Origin of the sequence: Flagellimonas pacifica, assembly GCF_900215465.1 — a bacterium.
Taxonomy (GTDB): domain Bacteria; phylum Bacteroidota; class Bacteroidia; order Flavobacteriales; family Flavobacteriaceae; genus Flagellimonas; species Flagellimonas pacifica.
Window position 1 is genome coordinate 1,054,805 of record NZ_OBEH01000001.1, and the last position, 21,209, is coordinate 1,076,013.

The 21,209-nt window shown below is 38.2% G+C and carries 19 protein-coding genes; 18 read left to right on the forward strand and 1 reads right to left on the reverse strand.

Annotation, left to right across the window (positions count from 1 at the left end; all coding sequences use genetic code 11):
• Positions 1 to 222 precede the first annotated feature (222 nt).
• The 5 genes from CRO15_RS04700 (at position 223) to CRO15_RS04720 (ending at position 4,019) form a co-directional block, all read left to right on the forward strand.
• A complete protein-coding gene (locus CRO15_RS04700; RefSeq protein WP_243396898.1) occupies positions 223 to 462 on the forward strand; it encodes a helix-turn-helix domain-containing protein in 240 nt (79 codons plus the stop codon).
• 18 nt (positions 463 to 480) lie between these two features.
• Entirely contained in the window at positions 481 to 720 is a 240-nt protein-coding gene (locus CRO15_RS04705) for a helix-turn-helix domain-containing protein (RefSeq protein ID WP_097044601.1), read from the forward strand.
• 168 nt (positions 721 to 888) lie between these two features.
• Positions 889 to 2,187, forward strand: coding sequence for a DUF5690 family protein (locus tag CRO15_RS04710; RefSeq protein ID WP_207763807.1), 1,299 nt, complete (start codon positions 889 to 891; stop codon positions 2,185 to 2,187).
• The gene (locus CRO15_RS04715) at positions 2,171 to 3,328 is read left to right on the forward strand and encodes a TIGR03364 family FAD-dependent oxidoreductase (protein WP_097044603.1); all 1,158 of its coding nucleotides are present in this window, start codon (positions 2,171 to 2,173) and stop codon (positions 3,326 to 3,328) included. Before CRO15_RS04710 ends, CRO15_RS04715 begins: the two co-directional genes overlap by 17 nt.
• Before the next feature lie 7 nt (positions 3,329 to 3,335).
• The gene (locus tag CRO15_RS04720) at positions 3,336 to 4,019 is read left to right on the forward strand and encodes a phosphonatase-like hydrolase (RefSeq protein WP_097044604.1); all 684 of its coding nucleotides are present in this window, start codon (positions 3,336 to 3,338) and stop codon (positions 4,017 to 4,019) included.
• Between the two features lie 5 nt (positions 4,020 to 4,024).
• Here CRO15_RS04720 and CRO15_RS04725 read toward each other — a convergent pair whose 3' ends face one another.
• A complete protein-coding gene (locus CRO15_RS04725) occupies positions 4,025 to 4,591 on the reverse strand; it encodes a helix-turn-helix domain-containing protein (protein ID WP_097044605.1) in 567 nt (188 codons plus the stop codon).
• Between the two features lie 284 nt (positions 4,592 to 4,875).
• Between CRO15_RS04725 and CRO15_RS04730 the strand changes: the two genes are divergently transcribed.
• The 13 genes from CRO15_RS04730 to CRO15_RS04790 all read left to right on the forward strand — a co-directional run bounded on the left by CRO15_RS04730 (position 4,876) and on the right by CRO15_RS04790 (position 21,193).
• Positions 4,876 to 8,157, forward strand: a complete 3,282-nt coding sequence (locus tag CRO15_RS04730; RefSeq protein ID WP_097044606.1) for a SusC/RagA family TonB-linked outer membrane protein — start codon at positions 4,876 to 4,878, stop codon at positions 8,155 to 8,157.
• 43 nt (positions 8,158 to 8,200) lie between these two features.
• Positions 8,201 to 9,664: a SusD/RagB family nutrient-binding outer membrane lipoprotein gene (locus CRO15_RS04735; protein ID WP_097044607.1), complete on the forward strand. Its 1,464-nt coding sequence runs from the start codon at positions 8,201 to 8,203 to the stop codon at positions 9,662 to 9,664.
• A complete protein-coding gene (locus tag CRO15_RS04740) occupies positions 9,652 to 11,343 on the forward strand; it encodes an alkaline phosphatase family protein (protein WP_243396899.1) in 1,692 nt (563 codons plus the stop codon). The genes CRO15_RS04735 and CRO15_RS04740 overlap by 13 nt, the downstream gene beginning before the upstream one ends.
• 5 nt (positions 11,344 to 11,348) lie before the next feature.
• Positions 11,349 to 12,620 carry a ComEC/Rec2 family competence protein gene (locus tag CRO15_RS04745; protein WP_097044608.1) on the forward strand — a complete coding sequence of 424 codons (1,272 nt, stop codon included), beginning with the start codon at positions 11,349 to 11,351 and terminating at the stop codon, positions 12,618 to 12,620.
• Positions 12,607 to 13,974, forward strand: coding sequence for a (R)-1-hydroxy-2-aminoethylphosphonate ammonia-lyase (gene pbfA, locus CRO15_RS04750; RefSeq protein WP_243396900.1), 1,368 nt, complete (start codon positions 12,607 to 12,609; stop codon positions 13,972 to 13,974). Before CRO15_RS04745 ends, pbfA begins: the two co-directional genes overlap by 14 nt.
• Positions 13,974 to 15,059: an alkaline phosphatase family protein gene (locus CRO15_RS04755; protein ID WP_097044610.1), complete on the forward strand. Its 1,086-nt coding sequence runs from the start codon at positions 13,974 to 13,976 to the stop codon at positions 15,057 to 15,059. The genes pbfA and CRO15_RS04755 overlap by 1 nt, the downstream gene beginning before the upstream one ends.
• Positions 15,060 to 15,228: 169 nt before the next feature.
• Entirely contained in the window at positions 15,229 to 15,861 is a 633-nt protein-coding gene (locus tag CRO15_RS04760; RefSeq protein WP_097044611.1) for a Crp/Fnr family transcriptional regulator, read from the forward strand.
• Between the two features lie 64 nt (positions 15,862 to 15,925).
• On the forward strand, positions 15,926 to 17,659 hold the full coding sequence (locus CRO15_RS04765) for a SulP family inorganic anion transporter (RefSeq protein WP_097044612.1): 1,734 nt from the start codon (positions 15,926 to 15,928) through the stop codon (positions 17,657 to 17,659).
• 56 nt (positions 17,660 to 17,715) lie between these two features.
• Positions 17,716 to 19,131 (forward strand): MBL fold metallo-hydrolase, encoded by a 1,416-nt coding sequence (locus CRO15_RS04770; RefSeq protein ID WP_097044850.1) that lies wholly within the window; start codon positions 17,716 to 17,718, stop codon positions 19,129 to 19,131.
• A gap of 5 nt (positions 19,132 to 19,136) precedes the next feature.
• Positions 19,137 to 19,514 carry a rhodanese-like domain-containing protein gene (locus tag CRO15_RS04775; protein WP_243396901.1) on the forward strand — a complete coding sequence of 126 codons (378 nt, stop codon included), beginning with the start codon at positions 19,137 to 19,139 and terminating at the stop codon, positions 19,512 to 19,514.
• A gap of 81 nt (positions 19,515 to 19,595) precedes the next feature.
• Positions 19,596 to 19,781: a redoxin domain-containing protein gene (locus tag CRO15_RS04780; RefSeq protein ID WP_097044613.1), complete on the forward strand. Its 186-nt coding sequence runs from the start codon at positions 19,596 to 19,598 to the stop codon at positions 19,779 to 19,781.
• Between the two features lie 55 nt (positions 19,782 to 19,836).
• Entirely contained in the window at positions 19,837 to 20,181 is a 345-nt protein-coding gene (locus CRO15_RS04785) for a rhodanese-like domain-containing protein (RefSeq protein WP_097044614.1), read from the forward strand.
• Entirely contained in the window at positions 20,156 to 21,193 is a 1,038-nt protein-coding gene (locus CRO15_RS04790) for a c-type heme family protein (RefSeq protein ID WP_243396902.1), read from the forward strand. Before CRO15_RS04785 ends, CRO15_RS04790 begins: the two co-directional genes overlap by 26 nt.
• The last annotated feature ends 16 nt before the right edge of the window (positions 21,194 to 21,209 follow it).

A 21,209-nucleotide genomic window follows, 5' to 3' on the forward strand; every position in this document is an offset into this window, starting at 1 on the left:
AATTCTTAGGTTTATCATAATAGTGCTTTTTTAATGTTGCTAGGTTTTGTTGGATAGCAGTAGTAATGTCCAATTGATTTTCCCTAAAATGTTGGACATGGTCTAGTAGATTTTCCAAATTAGAGGGGTTATGCAGCAATTGATTTCAATATTAATAAAAATATGCCGTAAAAGCACAACGATGTAACCAATTCTTTTTATAAAAGAGATCATTTTGGTAGCGTGTATAGAGAGTATCAACCAGAGGATTTAGAAATTATAAAAAGAGTCGGAAAAAGAATCCGTTTTCTACGTGATGAAAAAGGAATGTCTCAACATGACTTATCCATCGAAGCTGATATTCCAAAAACTCAGGTCGGACGAGTTGAAAGAGCTGAAAACAATACAAGTTTAGTCACCCTAAACCGTATAGCTGGGGCATTGGGTGTTTCATTACATGATTTATTTTTATTTGAAGAGTGATTCTTTTTTAAATACATCATGCGAAGAAAGTACACAGAAGAGGATTTACATTTTTTAAAAAGATTCGGGGAGCATCTTCTAGAACTTCGTGAAAAAGCCGGACTTTCCCAAGCAGCATTGGAAACCGATTCCAAAATGTCCAAAAATCAAATTGGAAGAATAGAAAGAGGGGAAATCAGTACCTCAATCACAAACCTAAACCTTATTGCCAAAGCATTGGGTGTTGAGCTCAAGGAGCTATTTAATTTTCAACAATAGTAGGTGAGTTGTTTGGCGCACTCTTCTAAAAACTTGGTTTATAAATACTTATAATCCCTCTTAAAAAGAATAATCTTTCCCTAACAATTTTTTAAACCCAAATGTGGGATGTTCTCTTACAAAAGTGAGTAATTTGAAACATATATTTACTATTTGTAAACATTTTACTTGTCTAGTAACTCACATACAAAGCGGTCAAACACCATTTTTATTCTTCATGCCTCTCTGGCGGCGTTTGGTACTTACTTCTGCATGTATGCCTTTAGAAAACCGTTTACCGTAGCAACTTATGAAGGGCTTAGCTTTATGGGCGTCAACTACAAAATACTGTTGATAATAGCTCAGGTTTTGGGTTATGCAATTTCAAAGTTTGTTGGTATCAAGGTAATCTCAGAGCTAAGGCCCAATCAACGGTTTTTATATTTAATGATGCTAATTGCCCTGGCCGAATTGGCCTTGTTTTTTTTCGCATGGGTACCAGCTCCTTACAATATTGTTTTTATGTTTTTGAACGGTATTCCCCTGGGGATGATTTGGGGCATCGTTTTTTCATATCTGGAAGGCAGGAAATTCACTGATATTTTGGGAATTGTTCTTTGCTCAAGTTTTATTGTATCAAGCGGAATGGTAAAATCTGTTGGGCTTTATGTAATGAACTTTTTAAATGTTGATGAATTTTGGATGCCTTGTGTTACCGGGGCTATATTTTTGACCCCGCTACTACTGTTTGCCTACCTTTTGCAAAAAATTCCTGCCCCAACAAGAGCAGATAAAGAACTGAAAGTGGAAAGATTGCCCATGTCCAAAGAAGACAGGAAAGCATTGATTAAAAAATTCTTGTTTCCACTTCTTTTGGTGGTTGTTTTCTATACTTTTTTAACGGCCTTTAGGGATTTTCGTGACAACTTTGCCAGAGAACTGTGGGATAGCATAGGTTATAAAGGAGATGTATCCGTATTCTCCACTTCAGAAATTGTTGTGGCAGTTGTGGTGCTCATCATCATTGGGTCAATTTTTTATATCAAGGATAATTTTAAGGCATTAAAGACGTATCATTCACTGCTTATTATGGGAACAGTAGTAATGGGCATTTCAACATTCATGTTCCAAATAGGGATTTTAAACCCTTTTCTTTGGATGGTTTCTACAGGTTTTGGGCTTTATGTTTGCTATATACCCTTTAACTGTTTGTTTTTTGACCGATTTATCGCTGCGTTCAATATTAAGGGGAATTCAGGTTTCCTTATCTACATAGCTGATGCCTTTGGATATGTGGGAAGTGTTCTTGTGCTATTGTACAAGAATTTTGGACAGTCCAATCTTTCCTGGCTCAATTTCTTTGTTTACGGTGCCTATATCATCGCAATTTTGGGAGTGGGCATTTCAGTAGTCTCCCTTTTGCACTTAAAGAACAGATATAAATCAGAAAATATTAGCGAACAATTGCACTATGAACAAGAAATATGATGTTGTTATAGTTGGGGGAGGTATTTTGGGAACCTTTCATGCTTACCATGCACTCAAGCTTGGTTTAAAAGTATGCTTGGTTGAAAAAGATTTGAGACCAAATGGAGCCACCACCCAGAATTTTGGCCAGGTTGTTCCTTCGGGAATGAACGCTAAATGGCAGAAATACGGTAGGGAAAGCTTAGAGATCTATAAGGAAATTCAATCACTTTTTGATATTACTGTAAGGCAAAACGGCACGGTATATATTGCTTCAAATGATGAAGAAGAGCAATTATTGGTAGAGTTAAGGGCCATCAACAGCAACAATGGATATTGCTCAAGAATGTTGACCAAGAGCGATTGCTTGGAAAAATATCCGGGACTACAGGCAAGTTATGCGAAGGGAGGACTCTTTTTTCCTGAAGAGGTTACAGTGGAACCCAGAACAATGATCCATAGATTGCAACTTTATATGGTTGGGCAGATGGGGTTGGAAATCAAAACAAAATTTACGGTAGTTGGATGTGTAAAAAAGGAAGGTGAGGTTGAGCTACATAGCAGCACAAACCAAAGGTTAAGCGCCCAGAAAGTAGTTATCTGCAATGGAAGCGATTTTAAAAACCTATATCCAGAATTGTTTGAAAACAGCGATCTGGAAGTTGCAAAATTGCAGATGATGCAGACTAAACCGCAGCAGAACTATGAACTAAAGGGGTCAATTTTAACTGGATGGACCATCCGTAGATATGAAGCTTTCGCTGAATGCCCATCCTATTTAGGCATAAAGAAGAACGAACCAGAGGATAGCTTGCAAAAAAAATGGGGCATCCATATTCTATTCAAACAGGCTGCGGATGGTTCGGTAATATTGGGAGATTCACATCAATATGAAGATGCCGCCAACGCAGATGATCTTGGCAATGATTTAAACATGGATATTGATAATTTTATGCTGTCCGAAGCCAAGAAAATTATTCAATTGCCAAATTATGAAATACATCGAAGATGGTATGGTATGTATTCGCAGTGCAAATCTAAAGACATTTTTAGGGAGACACTGAGTGGGGATATCCACATAGTTACAGGAATTGGAGGAAAGGGAATGACAGGAAGTGCCGGTTATTCAAGAAAAAGCATAGATAAAATTTTTAACAGATAAATAGTTTATGAAAGATATAAAACTTGTTGTTTTCGATATGGCTGGTACAACTGTCAACGAAGGTAATGTGGTGTACAAAACCGTGCAAAAAGCATTGGTGGAAGCAGGGGTAGAGGTTACATTGGATGCGGTATTGGAGCATGGGGCCGGAAAAGAAAAATACAAGGCTATTGTGGATATTTTGGAGCATACTGTAGCTGGGCAAAATTTGAAAATTGATGCAGAATCTGTCTTCAAAAATTTCAAAAATTTGCTCAAAGAAGCATATTCAGATTTAAAGGTGACCACATATACTGGGATAGAAGAACTTTTTGAGTTGTTGAAATCACATAAAATAAAGGTAGTCTTGAACACGGGGTACGATACCAAAACAGCCAATGGACTTTTAGAAAAACTAAGATGGAAAGTAGGCGATCAAATAGATGCCCTGATCACTGCGGATGATGTGGAAAAAGGAAGGCCCTCATCTGAAATGATAGATAAGGCAATGGAGCTGTTCAATATTTCGGATGCATCCCAAGTGCTAAAAGCAGGAGATTCTGCCATAGACATTGAAGAAGGAAAAAATGCAAATTGTGGAATGACAGTTGGTGTTTTGACTGGGGCCCAAAACCGAGAACAATTGGAAAAAGCTGACCCCACAATTATTTTAGATTCATTGAGCGCGTTGGAAGAAGTCCTGTTTTCTTGAAAAGATTAAATGAAGAAATAAACTACGAGCATTTTTGATGCAACGGGCCCTTTATTAATTGGAACATGGGGTACTCTGCCATCAAAGAATATAGAATCCCCTTCTTTGAGTAGGACCTCTTGATCACCAATTTCATAATAGCATTCGCCGGTAAGTATATATTTGAACTCAAAGGCATCAGTTACCACTTTTTCACGCTTAGAATTTGGTTTTACTTCCAATAGGACGCTTTCAAAACCAACAGAGCTCATCTGTTTGCTAAAAATGTAATTGTAAGTAAATCCAATAGCTTCGTCCTCTTTTTCAATGACCGTTTGATCCCCTTTTCGGGATACCAAAAAGTTTTGACCATTTCCCTTGGGGATTCCTTCAAAGAAGACTGTCATTTCAGTTTCAAGAGCATCAACAATTTTTAGGAATACGGGTAAGGAGGGTATGGTTCGGCCATTTTCTATCCTTGAAATTAAACCAGCGGTTACTCCTGCCTTTATTGCAATGTCGCTAATGGTCTTTTTATTGTTCTTTCTAATGCTTTTTATTCGTTTACCTATACCTATAAGATAATCCTCCATAAATTTATTGTTGTTTTCAATAGTTAGTATTTATAATTTTTAGTTAGCAGTCTTTAAAATGTATCATTCATCTTAACCTATTGTTAAACAGTAAAATACTAAGATGTTAGCGTTCTGCAATATAACATAAAATTTGAGTATTTGTAAATAATGTTCAGCTAACAATCAAGCAATTCTTTTAACCTTTCCATACCTTTTATTTAATCCATTGCACAGTGTTGCTTAACGTACGAATTAGATATTTGTTGATAAATAATTAACCAATTTTTACAAATACTCAACAAATGAAAAAAACACTCGTAGCATTTTTACTTGCCTTTTCGGCAAGTGTTATGGGCTATTCCCAAACTGTTTTTACGGGAAAAGTCGTAGACGAAAACAACGTTCCGTTGCCAGGAGCTTCGGTCGTTGTTAAAGGTAGTAGCGTAGGTATAGCTACAGATTTTGACGGAAACTTTCAAGTTGAACTTTCACAAAGTGGTGACATTTTAGAAGTTTCTTACATTGGTTATTTGAGCCAAGACTTTGACACATCTGGAAAAACAAGCGCGACCATTGTATTGCAGCCAGACTCTCAAAAATTGAATGAAGTGGTGGTGACGGCATTGAATATTACAAGAGATGAAAAATCTTTGGGGTATGCTGTTGAAAAGGTTGGAGGCGAAGAAGTTTCGCAATCTACTAGTACCAACCTTGTAAGTACGCTTTCTGGTAGAGCGGCCGGTGTTCAAGTAGTAACCAATGGTACAGGCCCAGGTCAGTCTTCATCTGTGGTAATTAGGGGATATTCTTCACTTCAAGGCAATAATCAGCCATTGTTTGTAGTAGATGGTGTTCCCATCAATAACTCCACAGATACCAGAACAAATACTTTGGGAGGAGCTAGTAATATGAATATTGACTACGGAAATGGCGCGGCAGAAGTAAACCCAGAAGATGTAGAATCAATATCAGTGCTCAAAGGAGCGAACGCTACTGCATTATATGGTTCGCGAGCAGCAAACGGAGCAGTCATAATTACTACTAAATCCGGTAGATCTCACAGGGGAATGGGAATTTCTGTAAACTCAAAGATGACTTTTGAAAGCATACTTAAGGGGCCAGAGTATCAACGTGTATATGGACAAGGTAAGAACTTTGATTTTCAATTTGCTGATGGATATGGAAGTGGAACGTTTGATGGAGTAGATGAATCTTGGGGTCCATTAATGGACGGTACCCTTAGAGCGCAACATGATTCCCCAACAGCAAATGGACTGCGTGGAGGAGATGTTCATGGCTTGGATTTTGTTTTAGGTTCGTCTGGAGTAGATTTAACTAGGAGAGGTGCAATAACACCAACTCCATTTGTGGATCCCGGAGACCCTGTAGAGAATTTTGCGGTGACGGGTAGAACATTCACAAATAATATTTCATTTTTTGGAGGTAATGATAAAGGAAACTATAGGGTAAGCTACACCAATTTGGACAACGAAGGAATTCTTCCCAATACAGATATAAGAAGAAACTCTTTCGCACTTTCGGGAAGTTATGATTTAACAGATAGACTTACGGTATCTTCCAAAATAAATTATGTGCGTACAGATTCTGATAACAGACATGTAAATGGTTACGGAACAGAATCTGTTATGTACCTGTTTGTTTGGTGGGGCCAGCAGGTAGATGTAAGAGGCTTGAAGAATTATTGGCAAGATGGTTTGGAAGGCTTCCAGCAGTTCAATTATAATTATAACTACCATGACAATCCATACTTTACAATGTTCGAGAATACCAATGCATTGGCAAAGGATAGAATTATAGGGAACATTTCCGCTTCATATAAATTATCTGATGATTTCAAGTTTATGGTAAGGGGTGGTCGTGATTTCTTTTCTGAATACCGCTTTATTAAAAGGGCATATTCAACACAACGTTTTCCTAACGGACAGTACAGGGAGGATAAAATTAATTTTCAAGAAACCAACTTAGACTTTTTGTTGACCTTCAATAAGGACATAACCGATGACTTTAGTGTGAATGCCAACATTGGGGGAAATAGGATGGTACAAAAAAACCATTTCAATGCCCTAATGGCCAACAAGTTGTTGCTACCTGGGATCTACTCTTTCAACAATGCTGATGGGCCACTTGTGCAACGAATCAGCAGGCCCGAAAAACAAATAAATTCCGTCTATGGATTTGCACAACTAGGTTGGAAGAACCAAATATTTTTAGATTTAACAGCAAGAAATGATTGGTCTTCAACACTTCCTAAAGAGAATAATTCCTATTTCTATCCATCTGCCTCTTTAAGTGTTGTGCTTTCAGACATGTTGGGAGTTACCAATAATGATTTCTTGTCTTTTGCCAAGTTAAGGGGAGGATGGGCCAAAGTAGGTAATGATACGGACCCTTACGGATTGAATAATTTCTTCGCTTTGGGAACTCCTGTTGGTGATAATCCAACAGCAGCTCCATCCAACAATTTAGCTAATGCCGATTTAAAACCGGAAATACAAACATCTTATGAGGTAGGAACAGATTTAAGGTTCTTTAAAAATAGGCTTGGCTTGGATTTTACTTACTATAATACCATCTCTAAAAACCAGATTTTGGATATCGATTTGGCAACAACTTCGGGAAAGACTTCCAGAACAATTAATGCCGGTAAGATCAAAAACTACGGTATTGAATTAATGTTGGATGCCACTCCAGTGAGTACTGACAACTTTAGTTGGAACACCACTTTTAACTTTGGACTTAACAGAAATGAGATTTTAGAGTTGGCAGATGGTGTGGACAAATATTCTTACGGAGGCAATGGAATTACACTCATTGCTGAAAAAGGAGGCTCTTTGGGAGATATGTGGGGAACAGGTTTGGTAAAAGTAGAAGATGAAAATAGCCAGTTCCACGGAGAAGTGGTTTTCAACGAAGGATTGGTTCAACAGGACAACACACTTAGAAAACTGGGAAATTTCAATCCAGATTTTACATTGGGTTGGAACAATACCATTAATTATAAGAACTTTTCACTGAATTTCCTTTTTGATTGGAGGCAAGGGGGGGAATTACTTTCAAGAACAAGGTTGATTGCTGCAACATCAGGTAATGTGGTTGAAACACTTTGGGGACGCTCACCGGAGTTTGGAGGCGCTCACCCAGGTATTGCAGATTCTGGATTGGATTACGGAGGCGCCAATTCTGATGGTGTTATCGGCGATGGGGTAAAACAACTTGCCGATGGCAGTTATACGGCAAACGATGTAATTGTGCCAGCAAACGCCTACCATAACAACAGATACAGAAGGGGTAACGAAACAGAAGGAATGTACGATGCAACCTTTATCAAACTTAGAGAAGCCAGAATAAGCTATTCCCTTCCAAGTAAAGTATTGGAAAGATTGGGTGTTCAAGATTTTACATTCTCGTTGATAGGAACAAACCTTTGGTTATGGGCAAAAGAGTTCAATCATGGGGACCCTGAATTATTATCCTTCGGAGGAGGGTCATATGTTCCGGGTGTTGAGAATGCTACGGTTCCAACCACAAGGAGTATAGGTATGGCGGTTAATTTGAAACTTTAATTTCAGAATAGTTGAATAAACGAACTTGATAACAAATAAAAAAATGAAAAAACATTTAGTAATCATAGGTATTATTTTCTTGAGCGTTCTAGGCTCTTGTACCGATAATTTTGATGTTTCAAATGAAAATCCAGATGTGGCATCAAATATTAGTAACAACCCTGAACTGTTGTTGACTAATTTTCAACGAAACTCAATAAGAAGAGTTGTTGGAGATGCTTGGAGCGAAGGAAATTTGATGGGGCAGTACGGCGCACGTATTGTATTCACATCCTTTGACCTTTTTGATTGGGGAGATCAGGGAGGAACGTGGGAAACCCATTTTTTGGCAATAAGAGATGCAAAAGAACTGGAAAAAATTGCCGTTGAAAATTCTTTGCAGAGTTATGAGGCAATATCTATAATCATGCAGACCTGGATGTTTAGCATATTGACCGATATGTATGGAGATATTCCCTATAGCGAAGTAAATAAAGCTGAGGATGAAGGTAATTACACTCCCATTTACGACACACAACAGGCAATTTACACAGATATGATCGCCAAGTTAAAGACAGCTAGTGATATCTTGGGAGGTTCAGACTTAAACTTGGTAAAAGGAGATTTGATGTTTGATGGCGATTTGGAGATGTGGCGAAAATTTGCAAATTCTTTACGTTTAAGATTGGCATTAAGACTTAGTGAAGTTGACGCGGTTACCGCGGAATCCGTAATTGCAGGGATTTATAATAATCAAAGTGCAAACCCAGTAATGCAATCCAATGACGATAATGCAATATTAAAATTTTTAGGAGCTAACCCAGATGCACACCCAATTACGGAAGAGTCCGTATACAGGGTTGGATCATACAATGAATATCGTATTTCTGAACATTTTGTACAATTATTGGATAGCTTTAATGATCCAAGATTGGACTTCTTTGCTGACCCAACGGCAAAGTCCGTTGAAAATGGAACTCCCACTATAGAGGGAATGCAAAATGGGATTGTAGATGGTCCCGCATACGAATATAAGGGAGGAGATGCTTTTTTATCAAAATTCAATATTGACTATTTCTATTTTCAACCCAATAGCAATGACGCTCGTTTAATGTTGTATTCAGAAGTTGCTTTTATTTTTGCTGAGGCAGCCCAAAGAGGATGGATTACAACAAGTGCCCAAAACTTGTATGAGGCTGGAATCCAATCAAACTTTGACTACTGGGATGTGGATATGCCGACGGATTATTTTACCAGACCAGAAGTGACATTCGATGATTCTCTTGAAACCATTATGAAACAAAAGTATGTAGCTTTATTCTATACAGATTATCAGGGATTTATCGAATTTAAAAGGACAGGCTTCCCAAATACTATTGCGCCAGGCCCAGATGCCTTTTATAGTACTTATCCAAGTAGATTTGAATACCCAAGCGAGGAGGAATCATTGAACCTTGAGAACTATAATGCTGCGGTAAGTAGAATAGGAGGAGATAAAATTACTACCAAAGTTTGGTGGGAAAAGTAATGGTTGATTCAGCAGTGAACCGGATAACTATAGGAAGAATAGCAATGACCATAGGAACTTTGTTCCTATGGTCTTGTTCTTCAAAACAGCAGGAGACTAAAGAGTCAACCCAACACGTAGTGGTCATTGGAGTAGATGGCATGAGCCCGGATGGCATTAAAAAAGCTAATACCCCAATGTTGGATTCCATGATTAAAAATGGTGCTGCAACCATGCACGCACGATCAGTGCTTCCCTCAAGTTCTAGTCCCAATTGGGCTAGTATGATCATGGGAGCAGATACCGAACAACATGGAATTACCTCTAATGGATGGGAAAAATTTGATCATAGATTACCTCCGGTAGTTGCCACAAATGAAGGTACTTTTCCTACTATTTTCACCCTGTTCAAAGACCAGCATCCGGAAGCTCACATTGGAGCTATTTATGATTGGGATGGTTTTGGAAGGCTTTTCGAAAAAAATGATGTCGATTTTGATATCAACGGTGATCATGAAGATGGCACTACAAATGAAGCAGTGAGATACATCAAAAAACACAAACCTGAGTTCACTTTTGTGCACCTTGATCATGTAGATCATGTAGGACATAGTATGGGTCATGGGTCCCTGGAATATTACAGCTCAATTGAAAAAGCAGATTCTTTGATTGCTGAAATTGTAGATGCGACCAAAAAAGTGGGCATGTTTGAAAATACGATGTTCATTGTTTCTGCCGATCATGGAGGTTTAGGTTTTGGTCATGGAGGAGAAAGCCCTGCAGAGATGACCATTCCCTTTATTCTATATGGAGCAGGAGTTAAATCTGGATATCAGATTGAAGAGACTGTATATCAAATAGATAATGCGCCTACTGTAGCTTATGCAATGGGGCTGAAAACTCCACAAGCCTGGATTGGGAGACCGGTAAAAGGAGCATTTCTGGGAAATGAAAAACCAGAATTGATTTATAAAAGAAGAGAGCAGACCATGGCGCCAAAAATTCTTCCAGATGCAGGTTATTTTGAGTCTGCAGGTGGGATTTTTAAAGCAGATTCCGTTCCTGTGGTGATACAGAATCCTAATCAAAAAGGAGAAATCAGATATACGTTGGATGCTTCTCTTCCATTGATAGGCAGTACCAAATATCAGGACACATTCTATATAAAAGAAACAATGGTCATCAAAGCGGCTGTTTTTGAAGAAGGCGAAATACGAAGTACCATGGCCGAGGCCAATTTTAGAATTGTCCCAAAGACTAAAAAAGATCCTGTTAAGTACAAGATTTATTATGATGAAAAAATGGAAAAGCTTCCCGACTTTTCATCTCTTGAGATAACAGAAGAGGGGTATATAACAGAGTTTTCCCATAAAAAACTAATTAATGATTCGAAAAAAACCTACCAAGTTGCAATTGTTCTGGAGAGCTATCTTGAAGTTGAAAGAGGTGGAAGTTATAGGTTTTTCACTAATAGCGATGATGGGAGCAAGTTGTATGTTAACGATCAATTATTGGTTGACAACGATGGTAACCATGGTGTTAGGGAAAAGAGTGGCAAAGTTGAACTGGGGAAAGGTCGCCATTTAATTAGAGTGGAGTTTTATAATGGCGGTGGAGGATATCATCTGGATGTAAAATACAAGGGCACCAATATCCCTAAACAGATAATTCCTGCGAATAAACTATATCCAGAAAAGTAAAAATTATGGCTGCTGATTTCCGAAAATTTTATTGTGGTTTTGTAGCAGTTTGGGTAATTACATTTGGTAATTCCCAAGAACAATTGCCTGTATGGAAACCAGGCTATCTGGATATACACCACATAAATACTGGGAGAGGAGATGCAGCCTTTATGGTCTTTCCGGATGGGACCACAATGTTGGTGGATGCTGGAGACATGTCCGAGACCCACTCACGTACAACTTCCAGTAGAAATGCGAAATTAATTCCCAATAATTCTAGATCCGCACCAGAATGGATTGTGGATTACATAGATCAATTTTCACCTTTTTCCAATAAAAGGCAATTGGATTATGCGTTGATAACACATTACCATGATGATCACTTTGGAGAAGTGGACACCTTAAGAAAGAAAGCTTTGGGAGGATATCAACTTACGGGAATTATGGAAGTAGGGACTCTAATTCCTATTAAAAAACTTATTGATAGAGGGAACAAATACCCAATTGATCTTAAGGATTCAAAAGTTCAAGCAGAAGAAAGATTTGTCAAAGATAAATATGGGATGATTCCAACGCTAAAAGAATATTGGAAGTTCATTTCCTATCAATCCAAGGCAACGGGTTTAAAGAATGAATCGTTACAGGTTGGAAAGAACAATCAGATTGTTCTTAAAAAGAATCCGACCAAATATCCCAATTTTATTGTTCGGAACATTGCATCTAATGGGCTTATTTGGACGGGTGAAAAAGAGAAAACACATTCAGTTTTTTCCAAAGGGGAATATCCAGGAGAAAACCCACTCAGTAATTGTATCAGAATAGACTATGGAAAGTTCAACTATTTTACTGGGGGAGACATCTCAGGGATAGACCAATATGGGCAGATGGATATCAATTCCATAGAATCCCAAATAGCACCAATAGTTGGCCCAGTTGATGTGGCTACGATGAATCACCACGGGAATCGGGATTCGCAAAATCCATATTATGTGAGAGCAGTTAGACCAAGAGTATGGATTCAACAAAACTGGACTGCTGACCATCCCGGTGAGGAAGTGTTGAGAAGAATTACTTCCAAGAAACTATATCCTGGAGAACGAGATATATTCTCTTCAGTAATGTTACAGGGCGCAAAAGATGTTATTGGCGGAAGACTTGGCCAGTATAAAAGTCTGCAAGGACATATCGTGGTAAGGGTTTATAAAGGGGGAAATTCTTACAGTGTTTACATCTTGGATGATCAATCGGAAAACCGGAAAATAGTATCGATACATGGACCTTATGAAACAAGATAAGAATATGCAAAACGTTGAATTCATGGTGGAAGGCGATGTCAACCTGACCTCTGCAAGGGGAAATTGGATTAGGGAAAATGTAGATGAGGAGATTAAACAATTGTTGGAGAAAGACGCGCAATATTTTATCCATCAGTCCATGTCCACACCTTGTTTGGATGTATTGGGTGATTGCAAGGGGTCTTATATAGAGAGTATTTCAGGTAAGCGTTATTTGGATTTTCATGGAAATAATGTGCACCAAATAGGATTCTCACACCCCAAATTGGTAGGACGTTTAACCGAGCAATTACAAAATCTTACCTTTTCCACTAGGAGATACACCAATGAAGTGGCAATAAATTTTGCAGAAAAAATAATTTCCATCACGCCTAAAGACCTTGACAAAATATTACTGACGCCAAACGGTAGCTCAGCTATTGGAATTGCCCTTAAGTTGGCACGAGCGGTTACTAAAAAGCATAAAATTGTATCTTTTTGGGATTCATTTCATGGTGCATCCTTAGATGCTATAAGTGTTGGAGGAGAGTCAGTTTTTAAAGAGCATATGGGCCCCATGATGCCTGGTGTGGAACATATTCCTCCACCCATAACCTATAGAGGTATTTTTGAAGGAAATGAAAGCAAAGCCTTGGAATATTTAGAATATGTCCTTTCCAAGGATAACCAAATTGGGGCGTTTTTGGCAGAAACCATCAGGAATACCGATGTGCAAGTACCATCCAAACAGTTTTGGAAAGAGGCTAGGGATTTATGTACAAGATATGGTGTATTACTTATTTTGGATGAGATTCCGATAGCTTTGGGAAGAACAGGGAAGTGGTTCGCTTTTGAGCATTATGGTATTGAACCAGATATACTTTGTTTGGGCAAAGGGCTGGGAGGAGGAATCATTCCTCAAGCTGCTGTAATTACCAAATCTGAATATGATGTTTTTGAACATATTTCATTAGGGCATTACACCCATGAAAAAAGTCCTTTGGGATGCATGGCCGGATTAACTGTTCTGAAAATCATTGAAGAAGAAGGACTTCTGGAAAAGGTAAAACAAGACGAAGCCTTTATGAAAAAAGAACTCCAAAAATTACATAGAAAATATTCATTAATAGGAGATGTTAGGGGGTCGGGCCTGCTTTGGGGAATAGAGTTGGTGACAAATAGAGTCACCAAAGAAAAAGCAACAAATGAGACAGAGGAAATCATGTATGAATGTCTAAAAAAAGGACTTAGCTTTAAAGTTTCAAAAGGTAATGTACTACAATTGTCTCCGGCCTTGACCATATCTAAAGAAGAATTACAACATGGCTTGGAAATATTGAACGAAGCATTTTTAAAAATAAACACTATAGCATAATGAAAAATTTAAGAAACATGTTCTTGGTAAGTTGTATCATGAGCTTTACTACTCTGGCATGGAGTCAAGAAAAAGATATGCCAAAAATCGTTTTAATAACCATGGACGGTTTGCGCTGGCAAGAATTGTACACAGGAGCAGATTCGCTTTTGATTACAAACAAGGAGTACGTTCATGATACTACCATGCTAAAAAAGACTTTTTGGCGAGAGTCACCAAAAGAACGTAGGCGGGTATTAATGCCATTCCTTTGGAATGAGGTGTCAAAAATGGGACAACTGCATGGGAACAGAATTCTTGGGAGCAAAATGAACCTCACTAATAACATGTGGTTTTCCTATCCTGGATACAACGAAATATTAACGGGTAAAGCAGATGATGCCAGAATTGATAGCAACAAAAAGTTCAATAACCCAAATACAACAATTTTGGAACGCTTTAACAATACTAAAGAAGGCAAAGAAAAAGTAGCTGCCTTTGGTAGTTGGGATGTATTTCCATTTATTGTAAACGAAGAGCGTTCCGGAGTACCTGTAAATGCGGGTTTTGAATCTGCTGCGCAGAATTTAAATGAAAAAGAAGAATTCCTTAACCAGTTACAGAAGCAGATTCCCAGTCCGTGGGGTAGTGTTCGTCTGGATGCCTTTACGCATCATTTTGCATTAGAACATATGAAAAAAGAACACCCAAGGCTGGTGTACATAGCTTATGGCGAAACAGATGATTTTGCCCATGATGGAGACTATCAGGCTTATCTAAAAGCGGCCAATAACACAGATTCATTGATCAAAGAAATCTGGAACTTCACTCAACAAGATGAGTTTTATAAAGACGATACGGTCTTTATTATTACTACAGATCATGGCAGGGGAACAAAACCCTTGAGTACATGGAGAAGTCACGGAAGTAAAATAAAGGGAGCAGGTCAAGTATGGTTGGTGGCTTTTGGCAAAAACGTACGAGCATTAGGTGAGGTTTCTGCCCAAGAGCAATTGTATACTAACCAAGTTGCACCTACAATTTTGAAGTTATTGGGAATGCCCATCAACCAAAAAGAAATAGACGGAACCCCTTTTAAACTGTAAAATCAAGAAAAGTCTCATTGAATTTATTAGTTTGAGTTAGTTTGTTTAAAGCCCATGTTTTGTGCATGGGCTTTTTCTTGTTATTATAAAATAGCAAAACTGTTCTAATGCCAAATGATGGCATCTCTTCTCCAACAAAATAACTACATTAGAAGTGTATTTATAGATTATGAAAAAAGAGCTTCTGGAAACCTTTGAAAGTCAATTTGAACAATCGCTAATTGATGAAATAGTAGCTGAAGGTAAACTGGTTGAGGTTCCAGCCGGTGAAATCTTAATGGATATTGGAAATTACATTAGAAGTATACCATTGCTTTTGTCCGGAGCTATAAAAGTACTTAGGGAAGATGATGAAGGTGATGAGTTGTTGTTGTACTATTTGGAACAGGGAGAAACATGCTCTATGACCATGGCCTGCTGCATGGGCCAAACAAAAAGTGAAATCAGGGCCATTACCGAAACGGAAACTGAAATTGTTATGGTTCCCGTTCAGAAAATGGAAGAGTGGATGGCTAAATATAAAGGTTGGCGAAACTATGTTTTTGAAAGTTATCACAATCGCTTGAATGAACTTTTGCATACCGTGGATAGCATTGCATTTAAAAACTTGGACCAACGATTGATGGAATATTTAATAAAGAAATCTGAGGTCACCAATGACAACTGTATTCGCAATACTCATCAAGAGATTGCCTATGATCTGCATACTTCAAGAGTGGTAATATCCAGATTGCTAAAAAAGCTGGAAAAACTTAAAAAACTGAAGCTTCATAGAAGCCACATTCAAATTATAGATTTATAATTTTGTGCTTTTTGTTACTGTAAATCATCGCTTTGCTCCTTATTTTTACACAAACTCAAATTGAATGCTCAAACGGTATTTGCCATTTTTATCTTGGATAAGAACATATGATAGAACGTTTTTGGCAAACGATTTGACTGCCGGTGTTACCTTGGGAGTCATGCTTGTCCCCCAAGGAATGGCATATGCCATGATTGCTGGAATGCCACCAATTTACGGGCTATATGCTGCATTGGTTCCACAACTTATCTATGCGCTTACCGGAACATCTAGACAGCTGGCCGTTGGCCCGGTTGCCATGGATTCATTATTGGTGGCTGCCGGAATTGGAGCTTTGCACCTTTCCAATATTGAGGATTATATAGCTGCTGTACTTTTTTTGACACTGATAATAGGAGGCATACAACTGTTGCTGGGATTTTTAAGAATGGGATTTTTTGTCAATTTCCTATCTAAACCTGTAATAAGCGGATTTACATCGGCTGCGGCAATCCTTATAGGATTGGGACAGTTAAAACATGTTTTTGGAATGGAATTTCCACAATCCAGCAAAATACATGTCCTTCTGTCCAACATTTTTGAAAGCTTGGGACAAGTGAATTTTCCAACCCTTGTTCTTGGAGTTTCGGCTACGCTCCTTATACTTTTTATGAACAAAATAAGCAAAAGGATTCCAACCCCTTTGTTAGTGGTTGTTCTGGGTATTTTGGCGGTTTCATTTTTTAATTTGGAATCAAAGGGGATCCGTATTGTTGGCGAAATACCAAGTGGGCTACCTATTTTCCAGACCCCTAACATTGAAGTAAATGCATTCGGGGAGTTATTACCAATAGCCATTACAGTGGCCCTTTTTGGTTTCATGGAAGCAATCTCCATTGCAAAAACCTTGGAAGAGAAACATCCTGAATATGAGTTGGACTCCAATCAAGAATTACGAGCTTTGGGGCTTTCCAATGTAATAGGGTCCTTTTTTCAGTCTTTTCCGGTGTCCGGGAGCTTCTCAAGAACAGCTGTTAACGATCAGGCAGGGGCCAAAACAGGAATGTCTTTAATATTTAGCGCACTGCTCATTGCAGGAACCTTACTTTTTTTGACACCATTGTTCTATAATTTGCCAACAGCAGTGTTGGGGGCTATAATCATGGTGTCCGTTTTTGGGCTTATTGATCTTCAATATCCCATTGAACTTTTAAAACATAGAAAAGACGAGTTCTTTTTGTTGAATATTACTTTTTTCTTGACGCTCTTTGTTGGTTTAATCGAGGGAATTTTATTGGGGGTATTGTTTTCCCTGTTTTTGTTAGTGTATAGAATCTCCAATCCACATATGGCCATATTGGGAAGAATAAAGGATACAGATTATTTTAAAAACGTTGACCGTTTTACAGATGAGGTTGAGATTGATGGAGATAAATTGATCTTCAGGTTTGATGCCCAACTCTATTTTGGAAACAAGGATTACTTTAAAAAAGAACTGTACAAGCAAATAGAAACCAAAGGAGAGAAACTAAAATTTGTTATTTTGAACGCAGAGGCCATTAATTACATTGATAGCAGTGCTGCGGCACAGTTGGTCAGAATTGTTCAAGATTTACAGTCAAAAGGCATGCAATTTTTCATAACAGGCGCCATTGGCCCTACAAGGGATATTTTTCATAGTAGCGGACTAATTGATGTCATCGGAAAAGAAAATCTTTTTGTAAAAACCGTTGAAGCGGTAGATTACTGCTCCAATCAAAAAGAGAGAAGCAAAATCCAAGAGAAAATATCTCTTCAGTCCAAAACTGGGTATTTGTAACTTTGGTAACCAAAAAATAGTACAATCAACTTTATCTTCGATAAAAAAATATGACAATGGAAAATATAGAACAAATATATACAGGATGCTTGGCTCAGGGAGCGTATTACATAGAAAGCGAAGGAGAGGTGGCCATTATTGATCCGTTGCGAGAGGTAAAGCCCTATATTAAAAGAGCTGAAGAAGATAAAGCCAGAATAAAATACATTTTTGAAACCCATTTTCATGCTGATTTTGTGAGTGGACATGTCACTTTATCCAAAGAAACTGGAGCTCCCATAATTTTTGGGCCCAATGCCAACCCCTCTTTTGACGCTACTATTGCTGAGGACGGTCAAGAATTTTCTTTGGGGAAGTTGACGATTAAGGTATTGCATACGCCAGGACATACCATGGAGAGCACTACCTATTTATTAAAAGACGAAACAGGTAAAGACTATGCTATTTTTAGTGGAGACACCTTGTTCTTGGGCGATGTCGGGAGACCGGATTTGGCGCAAAAGGCGGCTGATATGACCCAAGAGGAATTGGCCGGGATTTTGTTTGAGAGCCTTCGGAATAAAATAATGCCCCTGGCGGACGACATTATTGTTTATCCTGCGCATGGTGCTGGATCAGCTTGTGGTAAAAACATGATGAAAGAAACTGTGGATACTTTGGGCAACCAAAAAAAGATGAATTACGCCCTAAGGGCAGATATGACCAAAGAAGAATTTATAAAGGAAGTTACGGAAGGGCTTCTTCCCCCTCCACAATACTTTCCTTTAAACGTAAAAATGAACAAAGAAGGGTATGAGGATATAGATACGGTTTTGAAGAGAGGGACACAATCCCTTGGCCCAGCAGCTTTTGAAGCTGCAGCCAATGAAACTGGAGCTGTGGTTTTGGATGTGCGCCATCAAGAGGAATTTGCCAAGGGTCATGTACCCCGCTCTATTTTTATTGGATTGAGCGGAAGTTTTGCCCCTTGGGTAGGCGCATTGATTGCCGATGTGGAACAGCCCATACTCTTGGTTGCTCCTGAGGGTAAGGAAGAAGAAACCATTACCCGACTATCCAGAGTGGGATTTGATGGAACATTGGGTTACTTGGAAGGTGGATTGGAAGCATGGAAAAAAGCTGGAAAAGAAATTGACACTGTTGATAGCATTAGTGCAGATGTGTTTAAGCAAAGATTGGATAACAAAATACCCGTATTTGATGTCAGAAAAGAAACGGAATACGCTGCCGAACATGTAGAAGATGCTATACTAACCCCATTGGATTTTCTAAACGATCATTTAGCCGAGTTCCCTGAAAAAGAAACATTTTATGTACACTGCGCTGGAGGTTATCGTAGTATTATTGCTGCTTCAATATTAAAGAGTAGGGGAATTCACAATCTTGTTGATGTGGCAGGCGGATTTAAAGCAATCAAGGAAGTTGGGATTCCGGTAACGGATTTTGTATGTCCAACAACCTTGAAAAAATGATTGCCGTGAAAACTTTATTCAAATATGTATTGACGGTTTTTTCCTTTTTATGGTTTATTTCATGCCAACCTCAGGAAGGTTTCATCAAAAAAATAAATAAAACAGCCATCAAGACTAAAGTTATTGGGAAGGATGTTCAACTAATTGATGTAAGAACACCCCAAGAATATAAAAATGGATTTATTGATGATGCAGTTAATTTCAATATCAATGATGATACATTCATTGACCAAATTGATGCTCTAGACAAAAATGAACCTGTTTATCTGTACTGTAGAATGGGAGGGAGGAGCAATAGAGCCGCTGAGTTAATGAAAGCTAGAGGGTTTAAAAAAATCTACGACTACTCTGGAGGTTATGACGATTGGAGTATGACCGAATAATCACCTAATTTTTTTATGTAACACACGTTACTGACAAAGGAGTACTTAGACTTTAATTTTGATGATTCTTAAAATAGGAACATGGAAAATGAAGTCGCACAAAATTATACAATGCAAAGAATGGGAGATGTTGCTCCAGATTTTGAGGCATTGTCCAATAAAGGGAATATTAAGCCTTCTGAATATGCCGGTGACAAATGGTTTGTGCTGTTCTCGTATCCAGCTGGTTTTACGTCCGTCTGTACTACGGAATGCAAGCACGTTTAGAAGATGATACTATTCAATTGGTCGATTTTTATTTAGCTAAAAAACAATTATAAGCATGTCAATTTTAGATTTTTTATTCGGAGGAGCAAACAATTCAGATGCTATTGAGGTATTGGGAAAAGAAGATTATAAAAAAGCCATTACCAAAGGTAAAATCCAATTGGTAGATGTGAGGACGGCTAGGGAATTTGCTGCTGGCCATATAAAAGGAGCCTGTAATATAGATTACTTCAATCCATCAGCATTTAAGGCCGATTTTGCCGAAATGAAAAAAGACAAACCAGTCTACCTGTATTGTCAATCGGGCAATAGGAGTCAAAAAGCAGCAAAGAAACTTGTTGGAATGGGCTTTAGCATGATATATGATCTAAAAGGTGGATATAGGACATGGAATTATTGATCTTAAGGATGTTCTGATGAAAAGAAGTATTGCAATAGCTATCATTTTTTCAATGATTTCCTGTAAGGAAAAACCCAGTTCATCAAATATTGGCGATGATTCTATATCTAAAATAGTTTCTAGCGGACATGAAGGAAAAGTGCTGATGGAAAATAAGTGTTATTTATGCCACAGCCCCTCTGCTCCTGAAAATAAGGGTAGAATTGCCCCACCCATGATTGCGGTAAAAGCAAGATACATGGAGAGTTTTGAGGATGAAGAAGCTTTTACGGAAGCCTTTTCTGCTTTTTTGAAATCACCCTCAAAACAAAATGCGATAATGTGGGGAGCTGTTGATCGTTTTGGGGTGATGCCCTATCAATACTTTCCAGAAGATGAGGTGGGTAAAATAGCGGAATATCTTTATGATTATCAGATCGAGGAACCGGAATGGTTCAAAGAGCATTGGAAAGGACATGGCAAAACTCCCTATAATAATTCGGGAAAAACAGTGGGCACTGAAGATAACGCTCCCCTTGATCATAAGGAAATTGGCCTCAAATATGCTCTGGGAACCAAAAAAGTGTTGGGCAAAAACCTTATGGGTACCATTCAAACAAAAGGTGTGGATGCTGCACTCGCTTTTTGCAATGAGCGTGCTTATACATTAACAGATAGCATGTCAGTGCACTTCAATGCAAAAATAAAACGCGTTTCAGATAAGCCCAGAAACTCTAAAAATAAGGCCAACAAAACCGAATTGGGATATATTGAGGCATTTAAAGAACAGGTTGCCAATGGAAATTCTATTGAACCAGTAGTGGTTGAAAATAATGATCAAATAGACTTTTACTACCCAATTGTTACCAATAATATGTGTTTAAAATGCCATGGAACACCTGAAAAGACCATAGGGAAAGAGGTGATGAAATCCTTATCAAGGCTATATCCAAATGACAAGGCCACAGGATATAATGTAAATGAGGTAAGAGGTATTTGGAGCATTATTTTTGAAAAAGACAGTCTCCATTAAGTAAGCCTCAATACAA

Coding starts and splice junctions, on each gene's coding strand:
- CRO15_RS04705 (WP_097044601.1), top strand. CDS start 481: ATGCGAAGAAAGTACACAGAAGAGGATTTACATTTTTTAAAAAGATTC.
- CRO15_RS04715 (WP_097044603.1), top strand. CDS start 2,171: ATGAACAAGAAATATGATGTTGTTATAGTTGGGGGAGGTATTTTGGGA.
- CRO15_RS04720 (WP_097044604.1), top strand. CDS start 3,336: ATGAAAGATATAAAACTTGTTGTTTTCGATATGGCTGGTACAACTGTC.
- CRO15_RS04725 (WP_097044605.1), bottom strand. CDS start 4,591: ATGGAGGATTATCTTATAGGTATAGGTAAACGAATAAAAAGCATTAGA.
- CRO15_RS04730 (WP_097044606.1), top strand. CDS start 4,876: ATGAAAAAAACACTCGTAGCATTTTTACTTGCCTTTTCGGCAAGTGTT.
- CRO15_RS04735 (WP_097044607.1), top strand. CDS start 8,201: ATGAAAAAACATTTAGTAATCATAGGTATTATTTTCTTGAGCGTTCTA.
- CRO15_RS04745 (WP_097044608.1), top strand. CDS start 11,349: ATGGCTGCTGATTTCCGAAAATTTTATTGTGGTTTTGTAGCAGTTTGG.
- pbfA (WP_243396900.1), top strand. CDS start 12,607: ATGAAACAAGATAAGAATATGCAAAACGTTGAATTCATGGTGGAAGGC.
- CRO15_RS04755 (WP_097044610.1), top strand. CDS start 13,974: ATGAAAAATTTAAGAAACATGTTCTTGGTAAGTTGTATCATGAGCTTT.
- CRO15_RS04760 (WP_097044611.1), top strand. CDS start 15,229: ATGAAAAAAGAGCTTCTGGAAACCTTTGAAAGTCAATTTGAACAATCG.
- CRO15_RS04765 (WP_097044612.1), top strand. CDS start 15,926: ATGCTCAAACGGTATTTGCCATTTTTATCTTGGATAAGAACATATGAT.
- CRO15_RS04770 (WP_097044850.1), top strand. CDS start 17,716: ATGGAAAATATAGAACAAATATATACAGGATGCTTGGCTCAGGGAGCG.
- CRO15_RS04780 (WP_097044613.1), top strand. CDS start 19,596: ATGGAAAATGAAGTCGCACAAAATTATACAATGCAAAGAATGGGAGAT.
- CRO15_RS04785 (WP_097044614.1), top strand. CDS start 19,837: ATGTCAATTTTAGATTTTTTATTCGGAGGAGCAAACAATTCAGATGCT.